This is a genomic window from Hydrogenophaga sp., assembly GCF_030158645.1.
Lineage (GTDB): Bacteria > Pseudomonadota > Gammaproteobacteria > Burkholderiales > Burkholderiaceae_C > Hydrogenophaga.
The window spans coordinates 23,130-47,614 of sequence record NZ_JAOASO010000043.1 but is presented as its reverse complement, the minus strand read 5'-3'; the positions used below and the strand labels follow the sequence as shown (position 1 = coordinate 47,614).

Genomic DNA, 24,485 nt, shown 5'->3' with positions numbered 1-24,485 from the left:
TGTCGCCGCCCCGCATCACCGGGGCGTTTCTGTCTGCTCTTCCACTGCTGCGCGCCACGTCCCGTGTCGCGCCGAGGTTCACAATTCATGTCGTCCACGCTCCACCCCATGCTCAACGTGGCCATCAAGGCCGCACGCCTTGCCGGCACCATCATCAACCGCGCCGCACTGGATGTGGAATCGGTCCGCGTTTCGGTCAAGCAGACCAACGATTTCGTGACCGAAGTTGATCAGGCCGCCGAGGCCGCAATCATCGACACGCTGCTCACCGCCTACCCCGACCACGCGATCTGGGCCGAGGAGTCGGGCAAACGCGAAGGACGGCACGGCGGCGCAGACCACGTCTGGATCATCGACCCGCTGGACGGCACCACCAACTTCATTCACGGCTTCCCGGTCTACTGCGTGAGCATCGCGCTCATGGTGGGCAACAAGCTCGAACAGGCCGTGATTTACGACCCCACCCGCAACGACCTCTTCTGCGCCACGCGCGGACGCGGCGCGTACCTGAACGACCGCCGCATCCGCGTGGCCAAGCGCACCACGCTGCGCGACTGCCTCATGTCCACCGGCTTTCCGTTCCGCCCGGGCGACGCCTTCCAGACCTACCTGCAGATGCTCGGCGACGTGATGCCCCGCGTGGCCGGCGTGCGCCGCCCCGGCTCGGCCGCACTCGACCTGGCCTACGTGGCGGCGGGCTTCACCGACGGCTTTTTCGAGATGGGTCTCTCGCCCTGGGACGTGGCCGCGGGCGCACTGCTGGTCACCGAGGCTGGTGGCCTGATCGGCAACTTCACCGGCGAAGCCGACTTCCTGGAGCAAAAGGAATGCATGGCCGCCAACCCGAAGATCTACGGCCAGCTGGTCGGTGTGACCGGCAAATACAGCAAGTTCGCCAGCGCGGGCGACAAGGCGGCGGTGCGGCAAGCCCGCAACACCGGCGCACCGGCTGCCGAAGCGCCTGCGGCCGAGGCACCGGCAGCGGATGCGCCCAGCCAGGGCGACGCGCCCTTCTGACGCTCAGGCGCGCGGCACGCGGAACCAGAAACAGGCGCCCTGCCCCGGCGCCGACTCGGCCCAGATGGTGCCGCCGTGGCGCTCGATGATGCGCGCCACGATGGCCAGGCCCACGCCCATGCCGGGCACATCGGTGCCGGCATGCAGCCGCTGGAACAGGCCGAACAGTTTGTTCGCCCGTGCCATGTCGAAACCCATGCCGTTGTCGCGCACGAAATAAGCAGCTGCGTCGTCGTCAAAACCCACGACCACCACCGGCTCGCCCTGATGCCTTGAATACTTCAAGGCGTTGTCCAGGAGGTTGCTCAGCACCTGGCGCAGGAGCGTGGCATCACCCAGCGCATCGGGCAGCTCACCCACCTCGATGCGGGCGCTGGGCACCTGCGGTGCCAGCGCTTCAGCGACCGCGCTCGCCAGCGACCTCATGGGCACGGGACGCGCAACGAGCTCGACCTGCACCACGCGCAGCAGCTCCAGCATGTCGGTGATCATCTGACCCATGTTGCGCGACGAGCGCGCGATGCGCTCGAACATCTGGCGCCCGTTCTCGCTGAGCCGATCGCCCTCTTCTTCGTTGATCACCTGCGCAAAGCCGTTGACCGACCGCAACGGCGCCCGCAGGTCGTGTGCGATCGAATACGAAATGGCTTCCATGTCGCGCATGGAACGCTCCAGTTCAGCGGTGCGCGCCCGCACCCGCTGCTCCAGGCTGGCATTGAGCGCACGGATCTGCTCCTGCGCGGCCACACGCTCGCTGATGTCCAGGTGCGTGCCCGACATGCAGAGGGCCTGATCGTCGCGGTCTTTCGGGTGCAAGCGGCCCCGCGTGTTGATCCAGACCCAATGACCGTCCTTGTGCTTCAGGCGCAGATCGCATTCGTAGAAAAGCAGCTCGCCCCTGAGGTGCTGGTCGCGCACGGCGTCGGCCCGCACCAGGTCATCGGGGTGCACCCGCGATTGCCAGGTGTCGAAGGTCACGGGCTCCAGTTCGGCCAGGGTGTGCCCCAGCATTTCGGCCCAGCGCTCGTTGACGATCAGCGTCCGTTCGTCGAGGTTGGCCTCCCAGATCCCGGGCCGGGTGGCGTCCAGCACCCGGGCCAGGCGCTGGCGCTCTTCGCGCAGCGCTTCCTGGGTCGCGATGTACGGACTGACGTCGGTGAAGGTGCGCACCACCCCACCGTCGGACAGGCGACGGGAACGGACCTCCAGCGTGCGTCCGTCCCGCGTCTTGCGCCAGTAGTGGTCGGGAAGTTCCAGCGGATCGGGCTCGTCGAGGTAGCGCCGCGCCAGCGGGTCCAGCAGTTGCAGGTGCGGACCAAAATCACCGCGCTCGCGCTGGTACTTGACCACCTCTTCGAGGGTGGGTCGCCGTGCCAGCAATTCGTCGGGCAGGTCCAGCAGCTCCAGCGTTCGCTTGTTGAAGAAACGGATGCGACCCTGTGCATCCACCATGGTCAGTCCCTGACTGATGCTGTCCAGCGTGACCTGCAGGGCGGCGCTCTTCTCGGTGAGCAGGGCACTGGTGGCCTCGAGCTGGCTGCGCGTGCGCTTGCGCTCCTGAAAGCTGCGCCAGGCCAGCACCAGCTGGCGAACGGCGCCCAGCAGCGGCTGCAGGAACTCGATGTCGGCCTCGCTGTAGCCGTCGGGCTGGTTGGCCAAGCCGACCATGGCCACGAGCCGATCCCCCACCAACAGGGGAATGCCCAGGAACGCGTCCATGCCCGGATGCCCTGCGGGCATGCCGCCCGAGCGCGAATCCTGGCGGGGATCGTTGGCGATCACGGGTTTGCCGCTGGTCATGGCCCGACCAAACAGCGTCTTGAGGTTGCTGAAGGTCATGCCGGCATCGAGCTGGTCCGTGTACATGCGCCGCGATGCCTCGTCCCACGAGATGTTGGTGATCGCGTGCGTCTTCAGGTAGGGGTGGTCGTTGACGTCGTACAGCACCTCGCCCACGAACCCGTAGCCACTGTGGGTGAGTTGAAGAAACGCGTCCAGCAGGCCTTCAAACGCGGCGCGTTTTTCCTCGGTTTCGATGAACACCGCCTGCGCACGGCGCACCGCCTCCAGCATGCGCTGCTGGCGCTCCACCCGCTGAGCGGCCAGCCGCGCCTGGGTGACGTCGGAGGTGAAGCCGTGCCAGACGACGGACCCATCGGGCTCGCCCTGGGGCACCGCCTCCACGCTGTACCAGCGCTCGCCCCCCTTGGGCAACACCACCCGGTAGGTCTGTCGCCAGAGCGCCAGTTCGCGCGCTGAGCGCTGCAGCGAGGCGATCACATCGGCCCGGTCGCCGGGATGAACCCGCTCGAACAGGATGCTGGCATCTCGCTGCAGATCGTGTGGTTCGATCTCAAGCATGTCGCGCGCGACATCATTGACATAGGAAATCGTGCTCCGGCCGTCCGCGCCCAGCCGCGCCTGGTACATCATCCCCGGCACGCGGGCGGCGATGGCCTGCAGCAGCTTGAGCTGTTCTCCCAGTCGCTGGGTGGCTGCCCGTTCGGCCGTGATGTCCTGCACCACGCCAAAATCGGTTTGCGCGTTGCCCGCCACGGTGGTCTGGCCGATGCGGGTGCGCAACCAGCGCAGCTCGCCATCGGGCCGCAACCAGCGGAACTCCACTTCCCGTCCATCAAAGGCGGTTCGGGCAGCAAGCCAGGCGGGCTTGTCGTCCGGGTGGATGCCCGCGCGCCCCGCCGTGCGGCGGATGCGATCCTCGGGTTCAAGCCCGGCGATCTCGTACAGACCCGACGACCAGATCACCTCGTCGTCGTTCTCGGCGTTGGTCCAATGGCCCACCCGGGCCATCTTCTCGATCACGGCGTGCAGTTCAACCCGCTGCTGCAGTGCCACGTTGGCCAGCTTCAGCGCCTCGTTGGACCTCACCAGCGCGGCCTGGGCTTCCAGCTCCCGGGTGACCTCGGTGAAATAGACCAGCAGCAACTTGCCGGCTCCGGTCTCCAGCGGCGCGGCGTGCATGCGCACCCGGTGTGCATGACCGCCATGCAGGTGCAACACCTGCACGTTGTCCGGGCAGGGCAGGTGGTGCAGAAACCGATCGCGCTCGGCCGGGTCGCGCCAGTGACCCAGCTCCACCGTGGTGCGGCCGATGGCCGCTTCCCGCGACAGGCCGGTGATCGCCAGCCACGCGTCGTTGACGCACAGCAGGCGACCGTCGTGCCAGCTGGACACCGAGGCCGGCAACGGCGCGGCCATGAAGATGGCGTCGAAGGGAAGAGGAAAGGTACCCGCCGGTGCCGGGAACGGCGGCTGGGAGACCCGCTCGTCGGGGGCAGGTTCTGAGGCAGCTTCAGGCATGCGTGCTCTGTGGTTGGGGTGCGCTGGGCGAGATGTCCGTCCCACGACTGGGCGTCACCCGCAAATGTACGCGGGCCGGCGTGCCCTGCACAGCGTCAAACCGCACACTGCGCGGGCGAACGGCATCTACAATTCGCGCCCTTTCTCACCGCACACCGTTCCCATGCACCTCAAGGTCAACCCCGATTTCAAAGCCTACATCGACCCCCTGACCCCGGACGAACACGCGGCGCTGGAGCGCAGCTTGCTGGCCGAGGGCTGCCGGGACGCCCTGGTGCTGTGGGGCGATGTGCTGGTGGACGGGCACAACCGGTACGGCATCTGCCAACAGCACGGCATCGCGTTCCAGACGGTGCAAAACCCCAACTTCCAGTCGGAGCAGGACGTGCACCTGTGGATGATCGACCAGCACCTGGGGCGGCGCAGCGTGTCGGATTTCCAGCGCGGTGTGCTGGCCCTGCGCAAGCGTGACATCCTGGCCGATCGGCGTTCGCGCTTCCTCGCGTCTGCGCCGGCACCCGGTGACGTGGCGCCCGACGCAGCACCGCCTGCATCGACGTCGGACAACCCTGTCTCGCCCAGGCCGCTGCGCAGCCGTGAAGACATCGCCCGGGCGGCGCGGCTGAGCAGCAGCCAGGTGGTGCAGATCGAAAAGATCCAGAAACAGGCCGCACCCGAGCTGGTGCAAGCGCTCAAAGCCGGCGCGCTCTCGCTCAACGCGGCGGCGGCGGTGGCCGACCTGCCGGCGGACGAACAGAAGGCCGCGGCGCTGGCCGGCAAAGACGAGCTCAAACTGGCCGCCAAACGCGTGCGCGAATCGCGCCGCAAGGCCGTGGATGCAGGCGATGAAGCGCGGGCACCAGAAGGCGAACTCGCCGCCCTGCGCCGCCAGGTGCAGGAGCTTCAGGCACAAAACGATGCGCTGCGCAACGAGCTGGCTGCACTGCGCCTGCAAATGGAAGCCGCCGCCTGAATCCCGGGTGGGTGCGGGCATCTGGAACAATCGCCCCATGCTTGATGCCCCCACCCCGGACGGCCGCCCCGACGACCCAGCCGCCACGCCCGACGCACCCCACGCGCTGCTCTACCCCTGTGGCGAGCCGCCAGCGCCTGGCGAGGTGCGCGAGGTCGCGCCCGGCGTGCTGTGGCTGCGCATGCCGCTGCCGTTCGCGCTGAACCACATCAACCTCTGGGCGGTGGCCGACGAAGACGCGCACGGCCCAGGCTGGGCCGTGATCGACACCGGCACCAAGACACCCGAGGCGCTGGCCGCCTGGCGCCGGTTGATCTCACCCGAGGGGCCGCTGGCCGCCACGGCGCAGGGTGCGCGCATCACGCGCATCTTCTGCACCCACATGCACCCCGACCACGTGGGCATGGCGGGCTGGCTCACGCGCAAGTTCCAGTGCCGGCTGTGGATGACGCGGCTCGAGTACCTGACCTGCCGCACCCTCGTGGGAGACACCGGCCGTGAAGCGCCCGAAGAAGCCATCCAGTTCTACCGGCAGATGGGCTGGAACGAGGAAGCCCTGGACATCTACCGCACCCGCTTCGGCGGTTACGGCAAGCACATGCACGCCCTGCCCGACAGCTTTCGCCGCCTCACCGACGGGGAGACGGTGCGCATTGGCGCGCACGGCTGGCGCGTGGTCGTCGGGCGCGGCCATTCGCCCGAACACGCCTGCCTGCTCAGCGACGACCTGGGCGTGCTGGTCTCGGGCGACCAGGTGCTCCCACGCATTTCCTCCAACGTGAGCGTGTTCCCGACCGAACCCGACGCCGACCCGCTGGGCGACTGGATCGAGAGCATTGAGCGCCTTCGCAGCACGCTGAGCGACGAGCTGCTGGTCTTGCCCGCCCACGGTGAGCCCTTCCGGGGCTTGCATGCCAGACTGGATCGCCTGGCACACGGTCACGAGCGCGGCCTGCAGCGCCTGCGCCGCAGCCTGGCCGAATCGCCCAAACGCACAGTCGATGTGTTCGGTGCCCTGTTCGCGCGCGCCATCGACAACACCGGCGAACTGCTGGGCATGGCCACCGGCGAAGGTGTGGCCCACCTCAACCACCTGCTGGTGCGCGGCGAAGCCGTGCGCGAATTGGGTGCGGACGGTGTCTACCGCTACCGCCTGACATGATGCAGACCTGGCCAGCCGACCAGGAGACCGCCGGGTGCACGGCCCGCCGGCACGCCGCCCCACCACAGAACCCATGAAACTGCCCCACCCGCTCACCCGCATCGCCTTTGCGCTCGCCTTCTCACGCGTCGTGAGCATCCGGGCCGTCCGTCGCTCTGTTCATGGTGAACCAGACGGTGCAAGCCACGCCCTCGCTCTGAGCCACCCATGAACAAGGACACCGCCGCCCCCCACTCCCCCGCAGGCGAGCTGTCTGCGCACACGCCGATGATGCAGCAGTACTTCGGCCTCAAAGCCGGGTACCCGAACACGCTGCTTTTCTACCGCATGGGCGACTTTTACGAGCTGTTCTTTGCCGACGCCGAGAAGGCCGCGCGCCTGCTCGACATCACGCTGACCCAGCGCGGCCAGTCGGGTGGGCAGCCGGTGGTGATGGCCGGCGTGCCCTTCCATTCGGTCGACACGTACCTGGCGCGTCTCATCAAGCTGGGCGAGTCGGTCGCCATCTGCGAACAGGTGGGCGACGTGGCCACGTCCAAAGGCCCGGTGGAGCGCAAGGTGGTGCGGGTGGTCACGCCCGGCACGCTGACCGACAGCGAACTGCTCTCCGACAAGACCGAGGCGGTGCTCATGGCCGTGCACCCCGGCGCGCGCACCGGCTGTGGTCTGGCGTGGATGTCGGTCACGCAGGGCATCGTGTTCCTAGCACAGTGCGCGAGCGACGAACTCGCCGACTGGGTGGCGCGCGTCAATCCCGGCGAATTGCTCTACAGCGCGGACTCATCCACCGCGTTCGAGAAAACCGTGCTGGCGCTGGCCAACCCCACCAACGGGCAACGCCTGGTGGCAGTGCTGCGCCCGGCCTGGGCGTTCGACGCCGGCCTGGGCCAGCGCAAGCTGCTGGAGCAACTGCAGGCCGCCAGCCTCGCCGCGTGGGACGCGCAAGACCTGACGGATGCGCACGCCGCGGCGTCGGCCCTGCTCAACTACGCCGAGCACACGCAGGGCCGTGCACTCACCCATGTGAAGAGCCTGCAGGTGGCCCGCAGCGGCGAGCTGATCGACCTGCCGCTCAACACCCGGCGCAACCTCGAACTGACCCAGACCCTGCGCGGCGAGACCAGCCCCACGCTGCTCTCGCTGCTCGATGTGTGCTGCACCGGCATGGGCAGCCGCGCGCTGCGCAGCTGGCTGCTGGAGCCCCGGCGCGACCGTGCGCCAGCACGCGCCCGGCTGGCCGCCATCACCACCCTGCGCGGTGGCCTGTGGCAGGGCCTGCGCGCCGCGCTCAAGGGCGCGAGCGACGTGGAGCGCATCACCGCACGAACGGCCCTGCGGCAGGTGAAACCGCGCGAGCTGGTGGGTCTGGGGCAGACGCTGGAGCGAGCGCAGCAACTGGCGCGGCAACTCGGCTCGCAGGAGGCTGGTGGCCTGCTGGACGGCATCGCCACACACCTCACCCCGCCCGAGGGCTGTGCCGGGCTGCTGCGCTCGGCGCTGCTGGCAGAACCCGCCGCGCTGGTGCGCGACGGTGGCGTGATCGCCGACGGCTTTGACCCCGACCTCGACGAGCTGCGCGCCATCCAGAACAACTGCGACGGTTTCCTGATCGAGCTGGAGCAGCGCGAGCGCGCGCGCACCGGCATTGCCAACCTGCGCGTGCAGTTCAACAAGGTGCACGGCTTCTACATCGAGGTCACGCAGGGCCAGGCCTCGAAGGTGCCCGACGACTACCGCCGCCGCCAGACGCTGAAGAACGCGGAGCGTTTCATCACGCCCGAACTCAAGGCGTTCGAGGACAAGGCGCTCTCCGCACAGGACCGGGCGCTGGCCCGCGAGAAGTGGCTTTACGAGCAGTTGCTGGACCAGCTGCAGGCCTTTGTTGCGCCGCTCACGCAGCTGGCGCGCGCCATGGCCGCGCTCGACGCGCTGTGCGCGCTGTCCGAGCGTTCGCTCACGCTGAACTGGAACGCGCCGCAGTTCGTGCCCGAGCCCTGCATCGACATCCGCGGCGGGCGCCACCCGGTGGTGGAGGCGCGGCTGAACGAAACCAGCGGCGGCAGCTTCATCGCCAACGACACGGTGCTCGGCCCCAAGCAGCGCATGCAGGTGATCACCGGCCCCAACATGGGCGGCAAGAGCACCTACATGCGCCAGGTGGCGGTGATCGTGCTGCTGGCCAGCATGGGCAGCTTCGTGCCCGCAGCCGCTTGCCGGCTGGGGCCGATCGACGCCATCCACACCCGCATCGGCGCGGCCGACGATCTGGCCAATGCGCAGTCCACCTTCATGCTGGAGATGACCGAGGCCGCGCAGATATTGCACGCCGCCACGCCCCACAGCCTGGTGCTGATGGACGAGATCGGCCGCGGCACCAGCACCTTCGACGGCCTGGCGCTGGCCGGCGCCATTGCCAGCCATCTGCACGAGCGCAACAACGCGTTCACGCTGTTCGCGACGCACTACTTCGAACTGACGGCGTTCCCGGCGAAGCACGAGCGCGCGATCAACGTGCATGTATCTGCCGTCGAAACACACACCAGCGGCCACTGCAAAGCCGGCGACGACATCGTGTTCCTGCACGACATCCAGCCCGGCCCGGCGAGCCGCAGCTACGGCGTGCAGGTGGCGCGGCTGGCCGGCATGCCGACCTCGCTGGTGCGCCAGGCGCGCGCCGCGCTCGAAGCGCTCGAATCGCAGCAAAAATCGGGGCAGGCGCAGATCGACCTGTTTGCGCCGCCCGCGCCCGTGGCCGCTGCCGAACCGTCGGCGGTCGAACGGGCGCTGGCCCAGATCAATCCCGACGCCCTGACCCCGAAGCAGGCCCTCGACGCGCTGTACCGATTGCAGGCAATGCAACACCCACCCGAAAGCGACACCGCACCATGACCTATTGCGTAGGCATCAAACTCGACGCGGGGCTGGTCTTCCTGTCCGACTCGCGCACCAACGCCGGTCTCGACCAGATCAGCACCTTCCGCAAGATGATCGTCTACGAGAAGCCGGGCGACCGCTTCATGTGCCTGCTGTCGGCGGGCAACCTGAGCATCTCGCAATCGGTGCGCGAGATCCTTCAGGTCGAGCAGCTCAAGGACCCCGATACCGACGAGAGCATCACCATCTGGAACGCCAAAAGCATGTTCGACGCCGCGCGGGTGCTGGGCGCGGCCGTTCGCCACGTGTACGAGCGCGACGGCGAGTCGCTGCAGCGCGCGGGCGTGGAATTCAACGTGTCCATGATCTTCGGCGGCCAGATCCAGGGCGAGGGCATGCGTTTGTTCCAGGTCTATTCGGCCGGCAACTTCATCGAAGCCACGTCCGAGACCCCGTTCTTCCAGGTCGGGGAATCCAAGTACGGCAAGCCGGTGCTCGACCGCGTCATCACCCCCGAGACCCCGCTGGACGAAGCCGCCAAATGCGTGCTGGTGTCGATGGACTCCACGCTCAAGTCCAACCTGTCGGTGGGTCTGCCACTGGATCTGGTCGTGTACGAAGCCAACCAGCTGCAGACCGACAAGATCACCTGCATCGACAACGACAACCCTTACTTCCGCATGCTGCACAACACCTGGGGCCAGAAGCTGCGCGAGGTGTTCGACAGCATCGAACACCCGACCTGGGACGGCGCCCACACCGACGTTCCGCTGCTGTGCAACGGCGCGCGCAGCCAGCCGCTGAAGAAGATCTCGAACGCCCGAGAGAAGCTCATTTAAGGCATGTCGCTGATCATCTTCTCCCACGCGAACAGCTTCCCCGCCAGCACCTACCGCGTCCTCTTCAAGTCCCTGCGCGCACGTGGCCACACGGTGCGCGCGCTTGAGAAGTTCGGGCACGACCCGCAGTACCCCGTCACCAGCAACTGGCCGCACCTGGTGCAGCAGCTCGCCGACTTCGCTGCGCCCGAAATCGAAACCCACGGACGCGGCGCCTGGCTGGTGGGCCATTCGCTGGGCGGATTCCTGAGCCTCATGTGCGCCGCACGCCACCCGCAGCTGGGCGGGCACCCGGTGCGCGGTGTGGTGCTGATCGACTCGCCGGTGCTTGGCGGCTGGCGTGCGCGCACGCTGGAGCTGATCAAACGCACGCAGCTGGTGGGATCGGTCTCACCCGGCAAGATCAGCCGCAAGCGGCGCAACACCTGGGCCAATGCGGCGGCGGCCCAGGCGCACTTCGCCAGCAAGAAGGCCTTTGCCGCCTGGGACCCGCAGGTGCTGCAGGACTACATTGCCCACGGCACGCGCGACGTGGTCGATGCCCATGGCCAGCAACACCGCACGCTGGACTTCGACCGCGAGGTGGAGACCGCGATCTACAACACCCTGCCGCACAACCTGGACCGCCTGCTGCGCCGCCATCCGTTGCAATGTCCGGTGGGTTTCATCGGTGGCACCCGTTCGCTGGAAATGAAGCAGGTCGGCATGGCCATGACCCACCGGCTGGTGGGTCGGGAGCACCCGGAGCGCCTGGTCATGATCGAAGGCAGCCACCTGTTCCCGATGGAGCAGCCGCTGAAGACCGCCGCCGCGATCGACACGATGCTGCAAGCGCTGCAAGCCGCCCCATGAACAAGGGCAGACCCGCGGTCCACGCCGTTCGCCGCTCCGGTATAACCGGGACTGACGCACCCGCACCAGCACACGAAGCCCTCAACCCGCCGTCGAACCCATGACGCCTCCTTCTCCATCGGGCAACCCGCTGCAGCGGGGGTGGCGTCGCCTGGCAGACTGGCAACCCGACCGGCACAGCATCTGGTTGCGGCTGGCCGTGGCGCTGGTGATCACCTTGCTGGCGGCCTGGATGCGGATCGCGCTGGCGCCGGCCGAGTCGGGCGGGCGCTTCATCACGCTGTCGCTGGCGGCGGCCATCTCGGCACTTTACGGTGGCTTCCGGGTCGGCATGTTCAGCACCCTGCTGGGGGCCCTGGCGATCAATTTTGCGCTGGTCAAGCCCTACTTCAGTTTCGCGTTCGAGGATCCGGTCGAGGCCTTCTGGCTCAACCTGTGGCACCTGATCACACAGCTCGTGGTGGTCGGTGCCATCGCCCTCATGCAGCGGCAGAACCGCCACCTGCGCGAAGCCACCGCCCTGATCCAGCAAGGCAAGCAGCAGCTGGAAGACACCTTCGAGCAGGGTGCCACCGGCATGACCCACAGCCACCTCAACGGCGAGTGGATCCGCATCAACCAGACCTACTGCGACATCTTTGGCTACACCAAGGCCGAGATGCTGACGATGCACTTCCGGGACTTCACCCACCCGGACGACCTGGAAGTCGATCTCGCCCAGTTCCACCGCGCGCTGAACGACGAGATCCACCACTACAGTTTCGAGAAGCGCTACATCCACAAACGCGGCCACGTGGTCTGGGCCTTCCTGACGATCTCGCTGGTGCGCAAGGCTTCGGGCGAAGCCGACTACGTGATCGCCGTCGTGCAGGACATCAGCGCCCTCAAACACGCCGAGCAAGCCCTGCGCACCAGCGAGCAACTGCTGCGCCAGGCGCACGAACTCGCCGGCCTGGCGAGCTGGCAGGCCGACGTGGCCACGCGCCGCTTCATCACGCTGTCGGGTTCGCACGAAACACTGGGCCTGCCACAAGCCGAATTCACCGACACCGAACTGCTGGCCATCACCCACCCCGACGACCGGGCCCACGTGCTGCGCCAGTGGGCGCTGGCGGTACAGGGCAAGGCGGTGTACGACATCGAGTACCGGATCATGTTCGGCGGCGAATGGCGCTGGTTCACCGTGCGCGCCGAGTTCGAGCGCGATGCCCATGGCCGCGCGGTGCGCGCCCTGGGTGTCACGCGCGACGTGACCGAGCGCAAGCGCAACGAGATGGAAATCCAGCAACTCAACGCCTCGCTGGAGCAGCGCATCGACGAGCGCACACGCGCCCTGAAGGCCGCCTACGACGAGCTGGAGAGCTATTCTTACGCGGTGGCGCACGACCTGCGTTCGCCGCTGCGCATCATCAACGGTTTTGCCCAGGCGCTGCGCGAAGACAACCCCAAGCTCGACACAGGCAGCCAGGCGCACCTGGAGCGCATCATGGGCGCCAGCAAGAAGATGGGCGAGCTCATCGACGGTCTGCTCACGCTCTCGCAGTTCTCGCGCGGCGAACTGCAGCGCAAGCCGGTCAACATCAGCCACATCGCCGGCCGCCTGCTCGACGAGTTCGCCAGCGCCGACCCGCGGCGCGACGTGCGCTGGGAGATCGAACCCGACCTCAATGCGATGGCCGATCCACCGTTGATCGAAGCGCTGATGCAGAACCTGCTGAACAACGCCTGGAAGTACACCGCAAAGACACCGCACGCGGTGATCCGCGTCCATGCGCAGGAGGTCGACGGCCAGACGCGCTTTTGCGTGAGCGACAACGGAGCGGGATTCGACATGACCCGCGCGGGCAAGCTGTTCCAGCCGTTTCAGCGCCTGCACATGCCGCACGAATTCGCGGGCCTGGGCATTGGTCTGGCCACTTCGCTGCGCATCGTGCAGCGACACGGTGGCGGCATGGGCGCCACCGGCGCACCGGGCCAAGGCGCCACCTTCTTTTTCAGCCTCTACGCGCCACTGGCGGGGTAATCAGCCGGTTCAGGCCACCCAGTCGACCCAGCCCATGGCCGCGGTGAGCAGGATCAGCGCGCCAAAAGCGATGCGGTACCACGCGAAAGGCGCAAAGGTGTGGGTGGCCACGAAACGCAGCAACCAGCGCACGCAGATCCAGGCCGACAGCCACGAGAAAAACAGCCCGACCGCAAACAGCGGAATGTCGGCCGTGCTCAGCAGGTCGCGGCTTTTGTAGAGGTCGTAAGCGGCGGCGCCAAAGAGCACCGGGATCGCCAGGAAAAAGCTGAACTCGGTGGCGGCCTTGCGGCTGAAGCCCAGCAGCATGCCGCCGATGATCGTGGCGCCCGAGCGGCTCACGCCAGGCACCAGCGCTGCGCACTGCACCAGGCCCACCTTGAGCGCATCGGTCCAGCGCACCTCGTCCACCGACTCGATGCGCGGCACCACCCCCCGCGCCTGCCGCCGCTCGGCCCACAGGATGATCACCCCGCCCACGATGAAGCCCATCGCCACCACCAGCGGATTGAACAGCACGCTCTTGATGACGCCGATGAACAGGAAGCCGAGCAAGGCGGCGGGGAAGAAGCCCACCAGCACGTTGAGCGTGAAGCGCTGCGCCTGCCGCTCGCGGGGCAGCCCCAGCAGCGTGTCCCACAACTTGCGGGCGTAGAGCGAGACGATGGCCATCATGGCGCCGGTCTGGATGACGACCTCGAAGAGCTTGATCTTCTCGCCCGGCATGTTCAGCAGCGAAGCCGCCAGGATGAGGTGGCCGGTGGAGGACACCGGGATGAACTCGGTGAGGCCTTCCACCACGCCCATGATGGCGGCCTTGATCAACAACACAAAATCCATGGGAGCACATTCTCAGGTGGTGCGCGGGCCCACCGAGGGCCCGACGGGCAGGCCGGTATCGTACCTGCTGGGTCGGCCCGCTTCCGGCGCGCTCACTCGTGGCGCAAGGCCTGGATCGGCAACAGCTCCGAGGCCCGCTTGGCCGGATAGAAGCCGAAGAACACGCCCACCAGCGCCGAGAAGCCCGCCGCGAGCAAGATGGAGTTGAGCGTCATGCTCACTTGCCAGCCGGCAAACTGGCCCACCGCCCACGTGGCGATGGCGCCCAGCAGCACGCCGATGGCGCCCCCGATCAGGCTCAGCGTCACCGCCTCGATCAGGAACTGGGTGAGGATGTCGCGCCCGCGCGCGCCCACCGCCATGCGCAGACCGATCTCGCGGGTGCGCTCGGTCACGCTGACCAGCATGATGTTCATGATGCCGATGCCCCCCACGATCAGGCTCACGCCAGCCACGGCCGACAGCAGCAGCGTCATGATCTGGCTCGACGCCTCCTGTGCCTGGAGGATCTCGGTGAGGTTGCGCACGGTGAAGGGGTCGTCTGCACCCGGCTGCACGCGCTTGCGCTGGCGCAGCAGTTCCTTGATGCCCTCCTCGGCCACCTTCATGCTCTGGCCCTCGATCACCTTCACGCTGATCGAGCCCACGCGCTTGAGACGCCCGCCGCCGCCACCCTGGATGCGGTTGCGGTAGGTGGAGATGGGCACCAGCACGGTGTCGTCCTGGTCCTGGCCCATGGAGTTCTGGCCCTTGCGATCCAGCACGCCCACCACCGTCACCGGCACGTTCTTGATGCGCATGGTCTGGTCCACCGGGTCCATGTCGCCAAACAGCTCGCGCGCCACCGTCTGTCCGATGATGGCCACCTTGGCCGATCCCTGGATTTCGGACGCCTCGAACGCACGTCCGCTGGCCAGCGGCCAGTCGCGCGCCTCCAGGTAGTCGTTGGTGGTGCCAAACACCGTGCTGGCCCAGTTGGTGTTCCCCGACACCAGTTGCGCGGTGGTGCGCGAGCTCGGCGCGGCCACCTGCACCTCGGGCACCTCCAGCGCGATCGCCTGCGCGTCCTCTTCGGTCAGGCCTTGTGCGGTCTGCGCGCCCAGACGGACGCCGCCGCTGGTCACGCCGCCCGGAATCACCAGCATGATGTTGGAGCCCAGCCCCTTCATCTGCTCCTGCACACGCTCGGTGGCGCCCGCACCCACGGCGATCATGGTGATCACCGCCGCCACGCCGATGATGATGCCCAGCATGGTGAGCATGGAGCGCAAGGCGTTCGAGGCCAGCGCCCGCCACGCGCTGCGCAGCGCCGCCATGAAGTTCATGGTGCGGCCTCCGCCGTGAGGTGGCGCACCGGCGTCTGCCGCACGTCCTCCACGATCAGGCCGTCGCGAAACACCAGCCGGCGCTTGGCCCAGGCCGCGATGTCGCTCTCGTGCGTGACCAGCACCACCGTGATGCCCTGCTCGTTGAGTTCGGTCAGCAGCCGCATGATGTCCTCGCTGGTGTGGGTATCGAGCGCGCCGGTGGGCTCGTCGGCCAGGATCAGCTGCGGCTGGTTGACCAGGGCGCGGGCGATCGCCACACGCTGCTGCTGGCCGCCCGAGAGTTCGGCCGGCGTGTGCCCGCTGCGCTCGCCCAGGCCCACACGCTGCAACGCGGCCAGGGCGCGCTGCTGGCGTTCGGCCGAGGGCACGCCCGCGTACACCATGGGCAACTCCACGTTTTCGCGGGCGCTGGTGCGCGGCAGCAGGTTGAACTGCTGGAACACGAAACCGATGCGCCGGTTGCGCACGCTGGCCAGGTCGTCGGGAGCGAGCGACTCCACCGGCTCGCCCGCCAGGCTGTAGTGGCCGCTGGTGGGTCGGTCCAGGCAACCCAGGATGTTCATGAGGGTGGACTTGCCCGAGCCCGACGCGCCCATGATGGCCACGAATTCGCCCACCTCGATGGTGAGCGACACGCCGGCCAGGGCCTGCACGGTCTGGTCGCCCATGGTGTAGGTCTTGACCAGGTCGCGCGCTTCGATGAGGTTGGGAGTGGTCATGGTCAGAACGGCATCCGGGGACCGGCCGCCCGGGCGGGTGACGCCGATGTCGCAGCGCCGCTCACGCCCGTGATCACGGTGGCGCCTTCCACCAGCGCCTCCGCGTTGGGGGCATCGGGCCGCACCAGCAGCTCGGTCGAGGTTCCATCGCTCACCCCCAGGCGCACGTCGTACGCCTGCGGTTTGCCCTTGGCATCCAGCAGGAAGATGCGGCCGCGCTGCGACGCACCGCGACCCGATCCGCCCGGACGGCCCTGCCCGGCCACGCGGGGCGCGCCATTGGAGGCTCCGCTGGCGGCGGGCGCCGCGGCCGCGCTGGCCGGGGCATCGTTCGGACCCGCCGGCACCGCCGCCGGCTCCACGCCGGCGATGCGCACGCGCAGCGCGGCATTCGGCACCTTCAACACCGACTCGCGCGACTCGGTGACCACGCGCACGTTGGCCGTCATGCCGGGCAGCAAGCGCCCGGACTCGTTGGCAAAGCCCACCACCGCCACGTACGTCACGACGTTGGACACATTGGTGGCGGCCTTGCGCACCTGGCGCACCTGGCCTTCAAAGTTCTGGCCGGGGAACGCGTCCACCGTGAAGCTGGCTTTTTGCCCCGGTTGGATGCGGCCCACGTCGGCTTCATCGATGCTGGCGTCCACCTGCATGTCGGAGAGGTTCTGCGCAATCACGAACAGCTCGGGCGCCTGCAGGCTGGCGGCCACGGTCTGGCCTTTTTCCACGGTGCGCTTGATCACGATGCCGTCCACCGGCGAGGTGATGCGGGTGCGCGAGAGGTCGATGCGCGCCTGCGCCACCGCCGCCTCGCGCTGCGCCACATTGGCCTGTGCGCTCTTGATCTGCGCCTCGCTCACACCCACCAGCGCCTGCACCGCCTTGAGCGATTCCTGCGCCGAGATCATCACGGCGCGCGTGCGGTCGGCCTCGCTCTGGGCGATGAAACCCTGCCCCACCAGGTTCACGTTGCGCTCATGGGTGCGCTGCGCCTCCGCCAGATCCGACTGCGCACGCGACACGTTGGCCCGGCTCGACGCCGAGTTGGCCACCGCGATCTGCACCGCCGCGCGCGAGGCGTCCAGGTCGGCCTGGGTCGAACTCAGGCGGTACTCAAACGTCTGCGGGTCGATCTCGGCGATCAACTGGCCGGCCTTCACCTCGGTGTTGAAGTCCACGTACACCGCGCGCACCTGGCCCGAGACCTGGGTGCCCACCGACACCTGCGTGACCGGGTTGACCGTGCCGCTGGCCGACACGCTGGCCTGCAGCGGGCCGCGCTCGATGGTGGCGGTGCGGTACTGCACCGCCGATTGCGCGCTGCGCTGGCTCCACCACCAGCCGCCGCCAGCCGCCAGCGCCAGCACCACCGCACCCGAAATCCAAGTCGCTTTTTTCATCGGTCCATTGTAGGAACGGGGGTCGTACCTGCATCACTGCGGGGTATCTGCCGGGTTTCGCGCGGGTAAAGCACCGGCTGCGCGCGGCATTTCGCTCCGCCCGGCGGCATTTCACGCCCCCCGCACCCGGATTCGTCGCAATCCGTTGGACCGGCCCTGCGCCCGTCGGCACAGTCCGCCCCACACCACCCACCGGAGAGCGCCATGCAACTCACCCCCCTCATTGCCGTGCACACCACCGCGGCCCTGGCCGCCCTGACCATCGGTCCCATCGCCCTGTGGGCGCGCCGCGGTCACGCCAGCCGCCAGCCCCGAGGCCAGCGCCCCCGGCTGCACCGCGCCGCGGGCTACGCCTGGGTCACGCTCATGCTGGTCACCGCGCTGTCGGCCATCTTCATCAGCGACCCCGCGGTGCCCAACATCGCCGGCTTCTCGCCCATCCACCTGCTGATCCCGGTCGTCCTGTTCAGCCTGTTCCTGGCTTTCCGGCAACTGCTGCGCGGCAACGTGAGCGGCCACCGCAAGACCATGGTCTCGCTGTACGTGAGCGCCTGCCTGATCGCGGGCGCTTTCACCCTGGCCCCCGGGCGCCTGCTCGGCCAGCTGGTCTGGGGCCAGTGGCTCGGCCTGGTCTGAACCACCCGCCCGTCCACCGCTGTCCACCTTCACCCTCGAAAGCCCGCCATGAACACCCACCTGATCCAGACCGCCACCGATTCCGACCTGGACCGCATCGCACGCCGCCGCGTTGGCGCCCGCATGGGCTGGTGCGCACACGCCCTCGTGTTTCTGGCCGTCAACACCGCACTCATGGGCCTCTCGCTGGCCAGCGGGCGCCATTGGGCGATCTACCCCGCACTGGGCTGGGGCCTGGGCCTGCTCATGCACGGCGTGGGCGTGTGGATCGCGCTGGGCGGCGGCGGGCTGCAGGCGCGGCTGGTGGCGCAGGAGCGCGAACGCCTGACACGGCAGCGCCAGGGCTTGTGAACCCGACCCCGGCCTTGCGGGATACTGCGTCCATGCCGCCGTTCAACCCCGTCACCATCGCCCGCCGGGCCCTGGCCGCCGTGGTGTTCAACACGGTCCTTGCGCTGGCCATCACCGCGGTCAGCGGCGAGACCCTGGCCGTGAACATGGTCTATTCCCAGTTCATCGGCCTGCTCATCTGGGGCCTGATCGACGGCGGGCGCTTTGTGTTGCACCCCAGCGGCTGGCCCGGCGCACGCGCCATGGCCGGGCTGGTGATCGGTGCGGTGCTGGTCGCCTACCCGCTGGGCAGCGCCATCGCGAACGCGCTGCTGGGGCGTCCGCTGCTGATCGGCCTGAACCACTTCCCCCGCGCCACGCTGGGCTTTGTGCTGATGTCGCTCTCGGCCGGCGGCTTTGGCGCTTACTACTTCACCAGCCGCGAGCTGCTGGCCCGCGCCCGGCTGGCCGGCGAAGAAGCCCAGCGCCAGGCCACCGAAGCGCGCCTGAAGCTGCTCGAATCCCAGCTGGAGCCGCACATGCTGTTCAACACGTTGGCCAACCTGCGCGCCCTCATCGGCACCGATCCCGAGCGCGCCGTGGCCATGCTGGATCGGCTCAACGACTTTCTGCGCGCCACGCTCAAGGCCTCCCGCGCAGACGCCACCGCCGGGCAGCACACCCTGGCCGACGAGTTCGCGCGGCTGCGCGACTACCTCGAACTCATGGCCGTGCGCATGGGTCCGCGCCTGCGCTACACGCTGGAACTGCCCGAGGCCCTCAGCCGCCAGCGCGTGCCGCCGCTGCTGCTGCAACCGCTGGTGGAGAACTGCATCCGCCACGGGCTGGAGCCCAGCGTGGACGGCGGCGAGATCCGGGTGAGCGCGCGCCAGGGCGCCGGCGGCCTCGAACTCGAAGTGAGCGACACCGGCGTGGGCTGTGAGGCCGAACCGGCGGCCGGCTTCGGCCTGAGCCAGGTGCGCGAGCGACTGGCCACCGCCTACCCCGGCCAGGCCCGGCTGCACTGGCACAGCGCCCCGGGCGCCGGCACCCGCGCCCTGCTCACCCTGCCCCTGCCCACCCCATGAACGCCACCGCCCTCATCGCCGAAGACGAACCCCTGCTGGCCCAGGCGCTGCAGGCCGAACTGGTGCGCGCCTGGCCCGACCTGCGTGTGTTGAAGGTGGTGGGCGACGGCGACGCCGCCGTGGCGCAGGCGCTGGCCCTGCGCCCCGACGTGCTGTTGCTCGACATCCGCATGCCCGGCCAAAGCGGGCTGGACGCCGCCGCCGAGCTGGCCGAGGAATGGCCCGACGACCAGCCCTTTCCCGCGCTGGTGTTTGTGACCGCGTTCGATGCCTACGCCGTGCAGGCCTTCGAGACCCAGGCGGTGGACTACCTGCTCAAGCCCGTGCAACCCGAGCGCCTGCGCATGACCGTGCAGCGCGTGCAGGCCCTGCTCGCGCAGCGCCGCCCCGCCACCGGACCATTGGACGCCACGCTGGAACAACTGCGCCAGCTGATGGCCCCACCGCAACCGCCCGCCGCCCGCCTGCAGGTGATTCCGGCCAGCGTGGGCCAGAGCATCCGCATGGTGCCACTCACCGAGGTGCAGGCGTTCGAGGCGGCCGACAAATACGTGCGCGTGCTGCTGGCGCAAGGCGAGGTGCTGATCCGCACCCCGCTGAAAGAACTGATGCCCCAGCTGGACCCCGCCGTGTTCTGGCAGGTCCACCGGGGCACCGTGGTGCGTGCCGAGGCCATCGACAACGTCACCCGCAACGAAGCCGGGCGGCTGAGCCTGAAGCTGCGCGCCCGGCCCGAAGCCTTTGCCGTGAGCCGGCTTTACGCGGACCGGTTTCGGGCCATGTGAGGCCGCTCAGCGGTGGCCGCGACGGCCGTCGTCATCGTCCCAGTCGCGCCCGCCACGATGGCCGTGCTTGCGGTGACCGTGCCCGTAGCGGCGGTCATCCCAGCGCGGGCCGTGGCCCCAGTGGGAGCGGTAGTAAGGGCGCGGCTGCACATACACCGGCTGCGGGTACACCACCACCGGGCGACGCTCCACCACGATGGGCCGCTGGTAGATCGGGCGGCGCTCTTCGTAGATGGGGTAGCGCTCCTCGTACACCGGGTAGCGGTTGACGTAAACCGGCTGCGGGTAGTTGGACACCCCCACGGCCACACCGGGGGAGCCGATGCCGATGGACCAGGAAATGTTGTCGCGGGCCTGCGCCGTCGTGGCGGCGGTGGACAGGGCCCATGCGCTGGCGGCCAGGGCGGCCAGCGTGAGACCACGGGCGAAGGCCGAGGTGCGCGCCCAGTGGGCTTGGAGTGAGGCGGTTTTCATGTGGGGCTCCTGAATTCGCGGGGGGCGGGTGCCAGGGTTTTGGTTACCCTGTGCCTGCATTACAAGCAACGGCGCCTCCCGCCGTACCGCACGCCCCGTCAAAGTCGTTGCCAGACGTAACCCCCATGACCGATTCCCGGCTCTCCACACCCCCCGCCGCCCTCGATGTGCTCGATTTCTGGTTCGGCGACGGCTTGCAGCGCGACTGGCCCTCGCAAGACCACAACGCGCTGTGGTTTGGCGGCGATCCCGCGCAGGACGCCGCCATCCGCCAGCGCTTTGGCCTGCTGGTGGACGACGCGCTGGACGGTGGACTCACCGACTGGGAAGCCGGGCCGCGCGCGCGGCTGGCGCTCATCGTGCTGCTCGACCAGCTCTCGCGCAACGTGCACCGCGGCCAGCGCCGCGCCTTCGACGGCGATGCCCGCGCCCAGCGCCTGAGCCGGCTTTCGCTCGCCGAAGGCATGGACACCGCGCTCACGCCGGCCGGCTGCGTGTTTCTCTACATGCCGCTCATGCACGCGGAAAACCTCGAACTGCAGGAAGAGTGCGTGGCGCGTTTTCAGCGGCTGGTGGACAGCAGCCCCGCAGCGTTGCGCGACAAACTCGCCAGCAACCTGCGCTTTGCGGTGGTGCACCGCGACATCGTGGCGCAGTACGGGCGCTTCCCCCACCGCAACGCCGTGCTCGGGCGCACCACCACGCCCGCGGAAGACGCGTTCCTGAAAGACGGCCCGCGCTTCGGCCAGTAGCCAAAGCGTCACGCCAGCGTCACGCGGGCGTCACGGTCGTTTCATGGCCGGTCCCTACAACCGTGGTTTTCAACCCTTAAAACCACAAGACCACCATGAGACTCCTGCCTCAGCAGCCGCGCGCCCGCCTGTTTGCCACCTCCCTCGTCATGACCGCCGCGCTCGCCGCTTGCGGCGGCGGCAGCGATGCCCCACCAGCCACGCCCACCCCCGTGGTGGAAGCCACGCCGGTGAGCCTCGCACTGGAGAAGATCGGGGGCTTCACCCACGCCGGCGGCGCGTCGTCCGCCGAGATCACGGCCTACGACCCACTGACCAAACGCCTGTTCGTCATCAACGGTGCACTCGCCTCGGTGGACGTGCTCGATCTGAGCAACCCCGCCGCACCCAGCTTGATCACCTCGATCTCCGCCGCCTCCATCGGCCCGGGCCTGGCCGCCATCAACAGCGTGGCGGTGTTCAACGGCGTCGTGGCACTCGCCGTGGAAGCCAACCCCAAGACCAGCAACGGCGTGGTCGCCTGGGTGCGTGCCAGCGACCTGACCATCCTCGGCACCGACACCGTGGGCGCCCTGCCCGACATGCTCACCTTCACGCCCGACGGCAGCCACCTGCTGGTGGCCAACGAGGGTGAGCCCAACAGCTACGGCCTGCCCGACTCGGTGGACCCGGTGGGCTCGGTCAGCGTGATTGCGCTCGCTGGTGTGACGCCCACCGCCACGTCGGTGACGCTGACCCGCACCGTGAGCAGCGCCGGATTCGGCAGCTTTGATGGCCAGATCGCCAGCCTGCGCACGGCTGGTGTGCGCATCTACGGCCCAGGCGCCAGCGTGTCGCAAGACCTGGAGCCCGAGTACATCACCGTCTCTGCCGACAGCAAGACCGCCTACGTCACGCTGCAGGAGAACAACGCAATTGCCACGGTGGACATCGCCACCAAGACCATCACGTCCGTCAAGTCCCTCGGCTTCAAGGACCACAGCCTGGCCGGCATGGGCATGGACGTGAGCGACAGAGACAGCGTCATGAACGCCAACGGTGGCACTGCGGTGGTCAAGATCGGCCCCGTTCCAGTCAAAGGCCTCTACTTGCCCGACGCCATTGCCAGCTACACCGCGGGCGGCCGGACCTGGCTGATCACCGCCAACGAAGGTGATGCGCGCGAATGGACTGGACTGGTCGAGGAACGAAGCGTGAGCAGCCATTGCAGCCTGGGTCTTGATCCAACTGTGTTCAGCGATGCAGCCAACCAGATTCTGGACAGCAACCTGGGACGCCTGAACATCACCACCACACCCAACGCAGGGGTTGACGGCAAGAATGGCGCCGGTTTGTGCAACGAGCTCTACGGCTTTGGTGCGCGTTCGTTCTCCATCTGGAGCACCGAGGTAAACCGCGTGTTCGACTCGGGCGATGACCTGGAGCAGCGCACACAGGCTCTTGCCAACGTCAACTTCAATGCCAGCAACACCAACAACACCCTTGACAGCCGAAGCAGGAGCAAAGGCCCTGAGCCCGAAGGCGTGACCGTGGGCACCTTCGGCAGCAAGACCTTTGCGTTCATTGGCCTGGAGCGCGTGGGCGGCGTGATGGTGTACGACGTGACGAACCCCAACGCACCCGTTTACACCACCTACCTCAACACCCGCACCGGCGCCACCGGCGACCGCGGACCAGAAGGCCTGACCTTGATCAAAGCGGCGCAGTCGCCCAACGGCAAACCGCTGCTGGTGGTGGGCAACGAATCCAGCGGCACCACCGCGGTGCTGCAGTTGAACCTGACGTACTGAAGTACTGAACGTCAGCCGGACGCCAGCGGCCTCAGCGCCGCTGGCAGCCAGCTGGCCAGCCGCGCATGAATGGCGGCCTCGCGCCGCTGCCACCAGATGCCCAGCGCCACCACGCCCAAGCCCAGCAGCGTGAGCGCAAACGGGAACAGCAGGCTGTCTTCAAACACGCGGTACGACAAATAGCCCAGGTAGCTCGCCACACCGATGGCACCGAGCACGGTGAACACGCGCCGGCCGATGGCCGCGCCCAGGAACACCAGGCCCACGTTGATGAGCGCATAGAGGAACTTGTTGAGCTCCGAGTCGCTGTCTCGCAGGCTCAGGCCACACCAGAACATGATGGCGCCGAAGAGGTAGAGCCAGAAGGCGAAGTCTTGCCGGTTCAGCGGGTGGGTGGCGGTGCGGCTGCGCAGGTCGACCCACACCGCGATGGCGCAGGTGGCCAGGCCAAACACCAGCGACACGTCGCGCGTGAATGCCCAGTCGAAGCCGTCCTTTTGCATGAGCATGTGCGCCACGTCCATGTTGAGGTACCACAGCGTCACGGCCACCGGCATCACCATGAACGGCAGCCGGAAGCTGCGCAGCATGACCACGGCGGCCGCGAGCGTGGCCAGTTCCAGCGTGAGCCAGCGCCAGTCGATGTAACGGTGGTAGTCCCGGTAGTTGTCGTTGCTGCCTTCGGGCCAGAAACCCAGCCCGCTCTGCAGCGCCCACACCGCCAGCGGCACCAGGCACACCGCCAGCGTGGCCAGCACGCCGGCCGGTGTGCGCAGCCGCTGTTTCATGAGGTTGCGCGCCACCAGCAGCGCGCCCACCAGGTAGCCCATCGACAAGGCGAACACGCCCCACGCGCCGAACAGCTCCCAGCCCAGCGTCATGAAGAGCGTCATGGCGCCGATGGCCAGCATGCCGCCGAAGTAATAGAGCGTGTTGGTGAATGAGAAGGCCGGGCCCGGCGCCATGCGCGGCATGGGCGAGAGCGGCACGCCCGACGGCAGCGGCTGCGCGGCGGGCGGGGCCAGCTCTTCGGCGCTCACGCGCTGCTGGCTGCCCGGCGACGCCCACGTCGACCACAAGGCGTGCGCCTCGCTCGGCACGATCGCGCCGCGCTCCACCGCCGCTTCAATGTCGGCCCAGCCCAGGCGCACGCGCACCGACGGCAAAAACACGTCTTCGGCCTGCGTGATCTCCCATTGCGTGGGCTCTTCGTTGGGGATGGTTTCAGGGTGTTCGTTGGTCATGTTGTGTGTGCCCCGGGGGGGCCCTCCGCTTCGCA

General features: G+C 68.2%; 20 protein-coding genes. 13 read left to right on the top strand and 7 right to left on the bottom strand.

From position 1 onward, the window contains the following. Positions 1–87: 87 nt before the first annotated feature. Complete coding sequence (locus tag Q1W68_RS04910) at positions 88–1,017, top strand: inositol monophosphatase family protein (RefSeq protein WP_300653596.1); 930 nt, start codon at positions 88–90, stop codon at positions 1,015–1,017. Between the two features lie 3 nt (positions 1,018–1,020). Here Q1W68_RS04910 and Q1W68_RS04905 read toward each other — a convergent pair whose 3' ends face one another. After that, on the bottom strand, positions 1,021–4,338 hold the full coding sequence (locus Q1W68_RS04905; protein WP_300715734.1) for a PAS domain-containing protein: 3,318 nt from the start codon (positions 4,336–4,338) through the stop codon (positions 1,021–1,023). A gap of 163 nt (positions 4,339–4,501) precedes the next feature. On the opposite strand from Q1W68_RS04905, the gene Q1W68_RS04900 reads away from it, so the two are divergent. The 6 genes from Q1W68_RS04900 (at position 4,502) to Q1W68_RS04875 (ending at position 13,061) form a co-directional block, all read left to right on the top strand. Continuing rightward, positions 4,502–5,311: a plasmid replication/partition related protein gene (locus Q1W68_RS04900; RefSeq protein WP_300650440.1), complete on the top strand. Its 810-nt coding sequence runs from the start codon at positions 4,502–4,504 to the stop codon at positions 5,309–5,311. A 37-nt stretch (positions 5,312–5,348) separates the two neighbouring features. Then, positions 5,349–6,473, top strand: coding sequence for an MBL fold metallo-hydrolase (locus Q1W68_RS04895; RefSeq protein ID WP_300650441.1), 1,125 nt, complete (start codon positions 5,349–5,351; stop codon positions 6,471–6,473). 207 nt (positions 6,474–6,680) lie between these two features. Beyond that, the gene (gene mutS / locus Q1W68_RS04890; protein WP_300715733.1) at positions 6,681–9,362 is read left to right on the top strand and encodes a DNA mismatch repair protein MutS; all 2,682 of its coding nucleotides are present in this window, start codon (positions 6,681–6,683) and stop codon (positions 9,360–9,362) included. Continuing rightward, positions 9,359–10,186 carry a proteasome-type protease gene (locus tag Q1W68_RS04885; protein ID WP_300715732.1) on the top strand — a complete coding sequence of 276 codons (828 nt, stop codon included), beginning with the start codon at positions 9,359–9,361 and terminating at the stop codon, positions 10,184–10,186. The genes mutS and Q1W68_RS04885 overlap by 4 nt, the downstream gene beginning before the upstream one ends. Positions 10,187–10,189: 3 nt before the next feature. Next, positions 10,190–11,038, top strand: a complete 849-nt coding sequence (locus Q1W68_RS04880) for an alpha/beta hydrolase (RefSeq protein WP_300715731.1) — start codon at positions 10,190–10,192, stop codon at positions 11,036–11,038. Positions 11,039–11,138: 100 nt separating this feature from the next. Further along, positions 11,139–13,061, top strand: coding sequence for a PAS domain S-box protein (locus tag Q1W68_RS04875; RefSeq protein ID WP_300652361.1), 1,923 nt, complete (start codon positions 11,139–11,141; stop codon positions 13,059–13,061). A 9-nt stretch (positions 13,062–13,070) separates the two neighbouring features. On the opposite strand, the gene Q1W68_RS04870 is transcribed toward Q1W68_RS04875, so the two are convergent. The 4 genes from Q1W68_RS04870 to Q1W68_RS04855 form a co-directional block, all read right to left on the bottom strand. Beyond that, a complete protein-coding gene (locus tag Q1W68_RS04870) occupies positions 13,071–13,901 on the bottom strand; it encodes an undecaprenyl-diphosphate phosphatase (RefSeq protein ID WP_300652364.1) in 831 nt (276 codons plus the stop codon). 92 nt (positions 13,902–13,993) lie between these two features. Next, positions 13,994–15,226 (bottom strand): ABC transporter permease, encoded by a 1,233-nt coding sequence (locus Q1W68_RS04865; RefSeq protein WP_300652367.1) that lies wholly within the window; start codon positions 15,224–15,226, stop codon positions 13,994–13,996. Next, positions 15,223–15,948: an ABC transporter ATP-binding protein gene (locus Q1W68_RS04860; protein WP_300652370.1), complete on the bottom strand. Its 726-nt coding sequence runs from the start codon at positions 15,946–15,948 to the stop codon at positions 15,223–15,225. Before Q1W68_RS04860 ends, Q1W68_RS04865 begins: the two co-directional genes overlap by 4 nt. A 2-nt stretch (positions 15,949–15,950) precedes the next feature. Continuing rightward, a complete protein-coding gene (locus Q1W68_RS04855) occupies positions 15,951–17,351 on the bottom strand; it encodes an efflux RND transporter periplasmic adaptor subunit (protein WP_300652373.1) in 1,401 nt (466 codons plus the stop codon). Positions 17,352–17,555: 204 nt separating this feature from the next. Between Q1W68_RS04855 and Q1W68_RS04850 the strand changes: the two genes are divergently transcribed. Genes Q1W68_RS04850 through Q1W68_RS04835 form a run of 4 tightly spaced genes read left to right on the top strand, consistent with a single transcriptional unit; the run spans position 17,556 to position 20,190 of the window. Further along, the gene (locus tag Q1W68_RS04850; RefSeq protein ID WP_300652375.1) at positions 17,556–17,987 is read left to right on the top strand and encodes a DUF2306 domain-containing protein; all 432 of its coding nucleotides are present in this window, start codon (positions 17,556–17,558) and stop codon (positions 17,985–17,987) included. A gap of 48 nt (positions 17,988–18,035) precedes the next feature. Then, entirely contained in the window at positions 18,036–18,338 is a 303-nt protein-coding gene (locus Q1W68_RS04845) for a 2TM domain-containing protein (protein WP_300652377.1), read from the top strand. Between the two features lie 32 nt (positions 18,339–18,370). Beyond that, complete coding sequence (locus Q1W68_RS04840; protein WP_300652379.1) at positions 18,371–19,405, top strand: histidine kinase; 1,035 nt, start codon at positions 18,371–18,373, stop codon at positions 19,403–19,405. After that, the gene (locus Q1W68_RS04835; protein ID WP_300652381.1) at positions 19,402–20,190 is read left to right on the top strand and encodes a LytTR family DNA-binding domain-containing protein; all 789 of its coding nucleotides are present in this window, start codon (positions 19,402–19,404) and stop codon (positions 20,188–20,190) included. The genes Q1W68_RS04840 and Q1W68_RS04835 overlap by 4 nt, the downstream gene beginning before the upstream one ends. A gap of 6 nt (positions 20,191–20,196) precedes the next feature. On the opposite strand, the gene Q1W68_RS04830 is transcribed toward Q1W68_RS04835, so the two are convergent. Continuing rightward, complete coding sequence (locus tag Q1W68_RS04830; protein WP_300652384.1) at positions 20,197–20,664, bottom strand: hypothetical protein; 468 nt, start codon at positions 20,662–20,664, stop codon at positions 20,197–20,199. 125 nt (positions 20,665–20,789) lie between these two features. Here Q1W68_RS04830 and Q1W68_RS04825 point away from each other — a divergent pair, with 125 nt between their 5' ends. Together Q1W68_RS04825 and Q1W68_RS04820 are read left to right on the top strand one after the other, a co-directional pair. Next, entirely contained in the window at positions 20,790–21,416 is a 627-nt protein-coding gene (locus Q1W68_RS04825) for a DUF924 family protein (RefSeq protein ID WP_300715730.1), read from the top strand. Between the two features lie 95 nt (positions 21,417–21,511). Beyond that, complete coding sequence (locus Q1W68_RS04820; protein WP_300715728.1) at positions 21,512–23,206, top strand: choice-of-anchor I family protein; 1,695 nt, start codon at positions 21,512–21,514, stop codon at positions 23,204–23,206. Between the two features lie 11 nt (positions 23,207–23,217). Here Q1W68_RS04820 and Q1W68_RS04815 read toward each other — a convergent pair whose 3' ends face one another. Continuing rightward, positions 23,218–24,450, bottom strand: a complete 1,233-nt coding sequence (locus Q1W68_RS04815) for a DUF2157 domain-containing protein (RefSeq protein ID WP_300658399.1) — start codon at positions 24,448–24,450, stop codon at positions 23,218–23,220. Positions 24,451–24,485 lie beyond the last annotated feature (35 nt).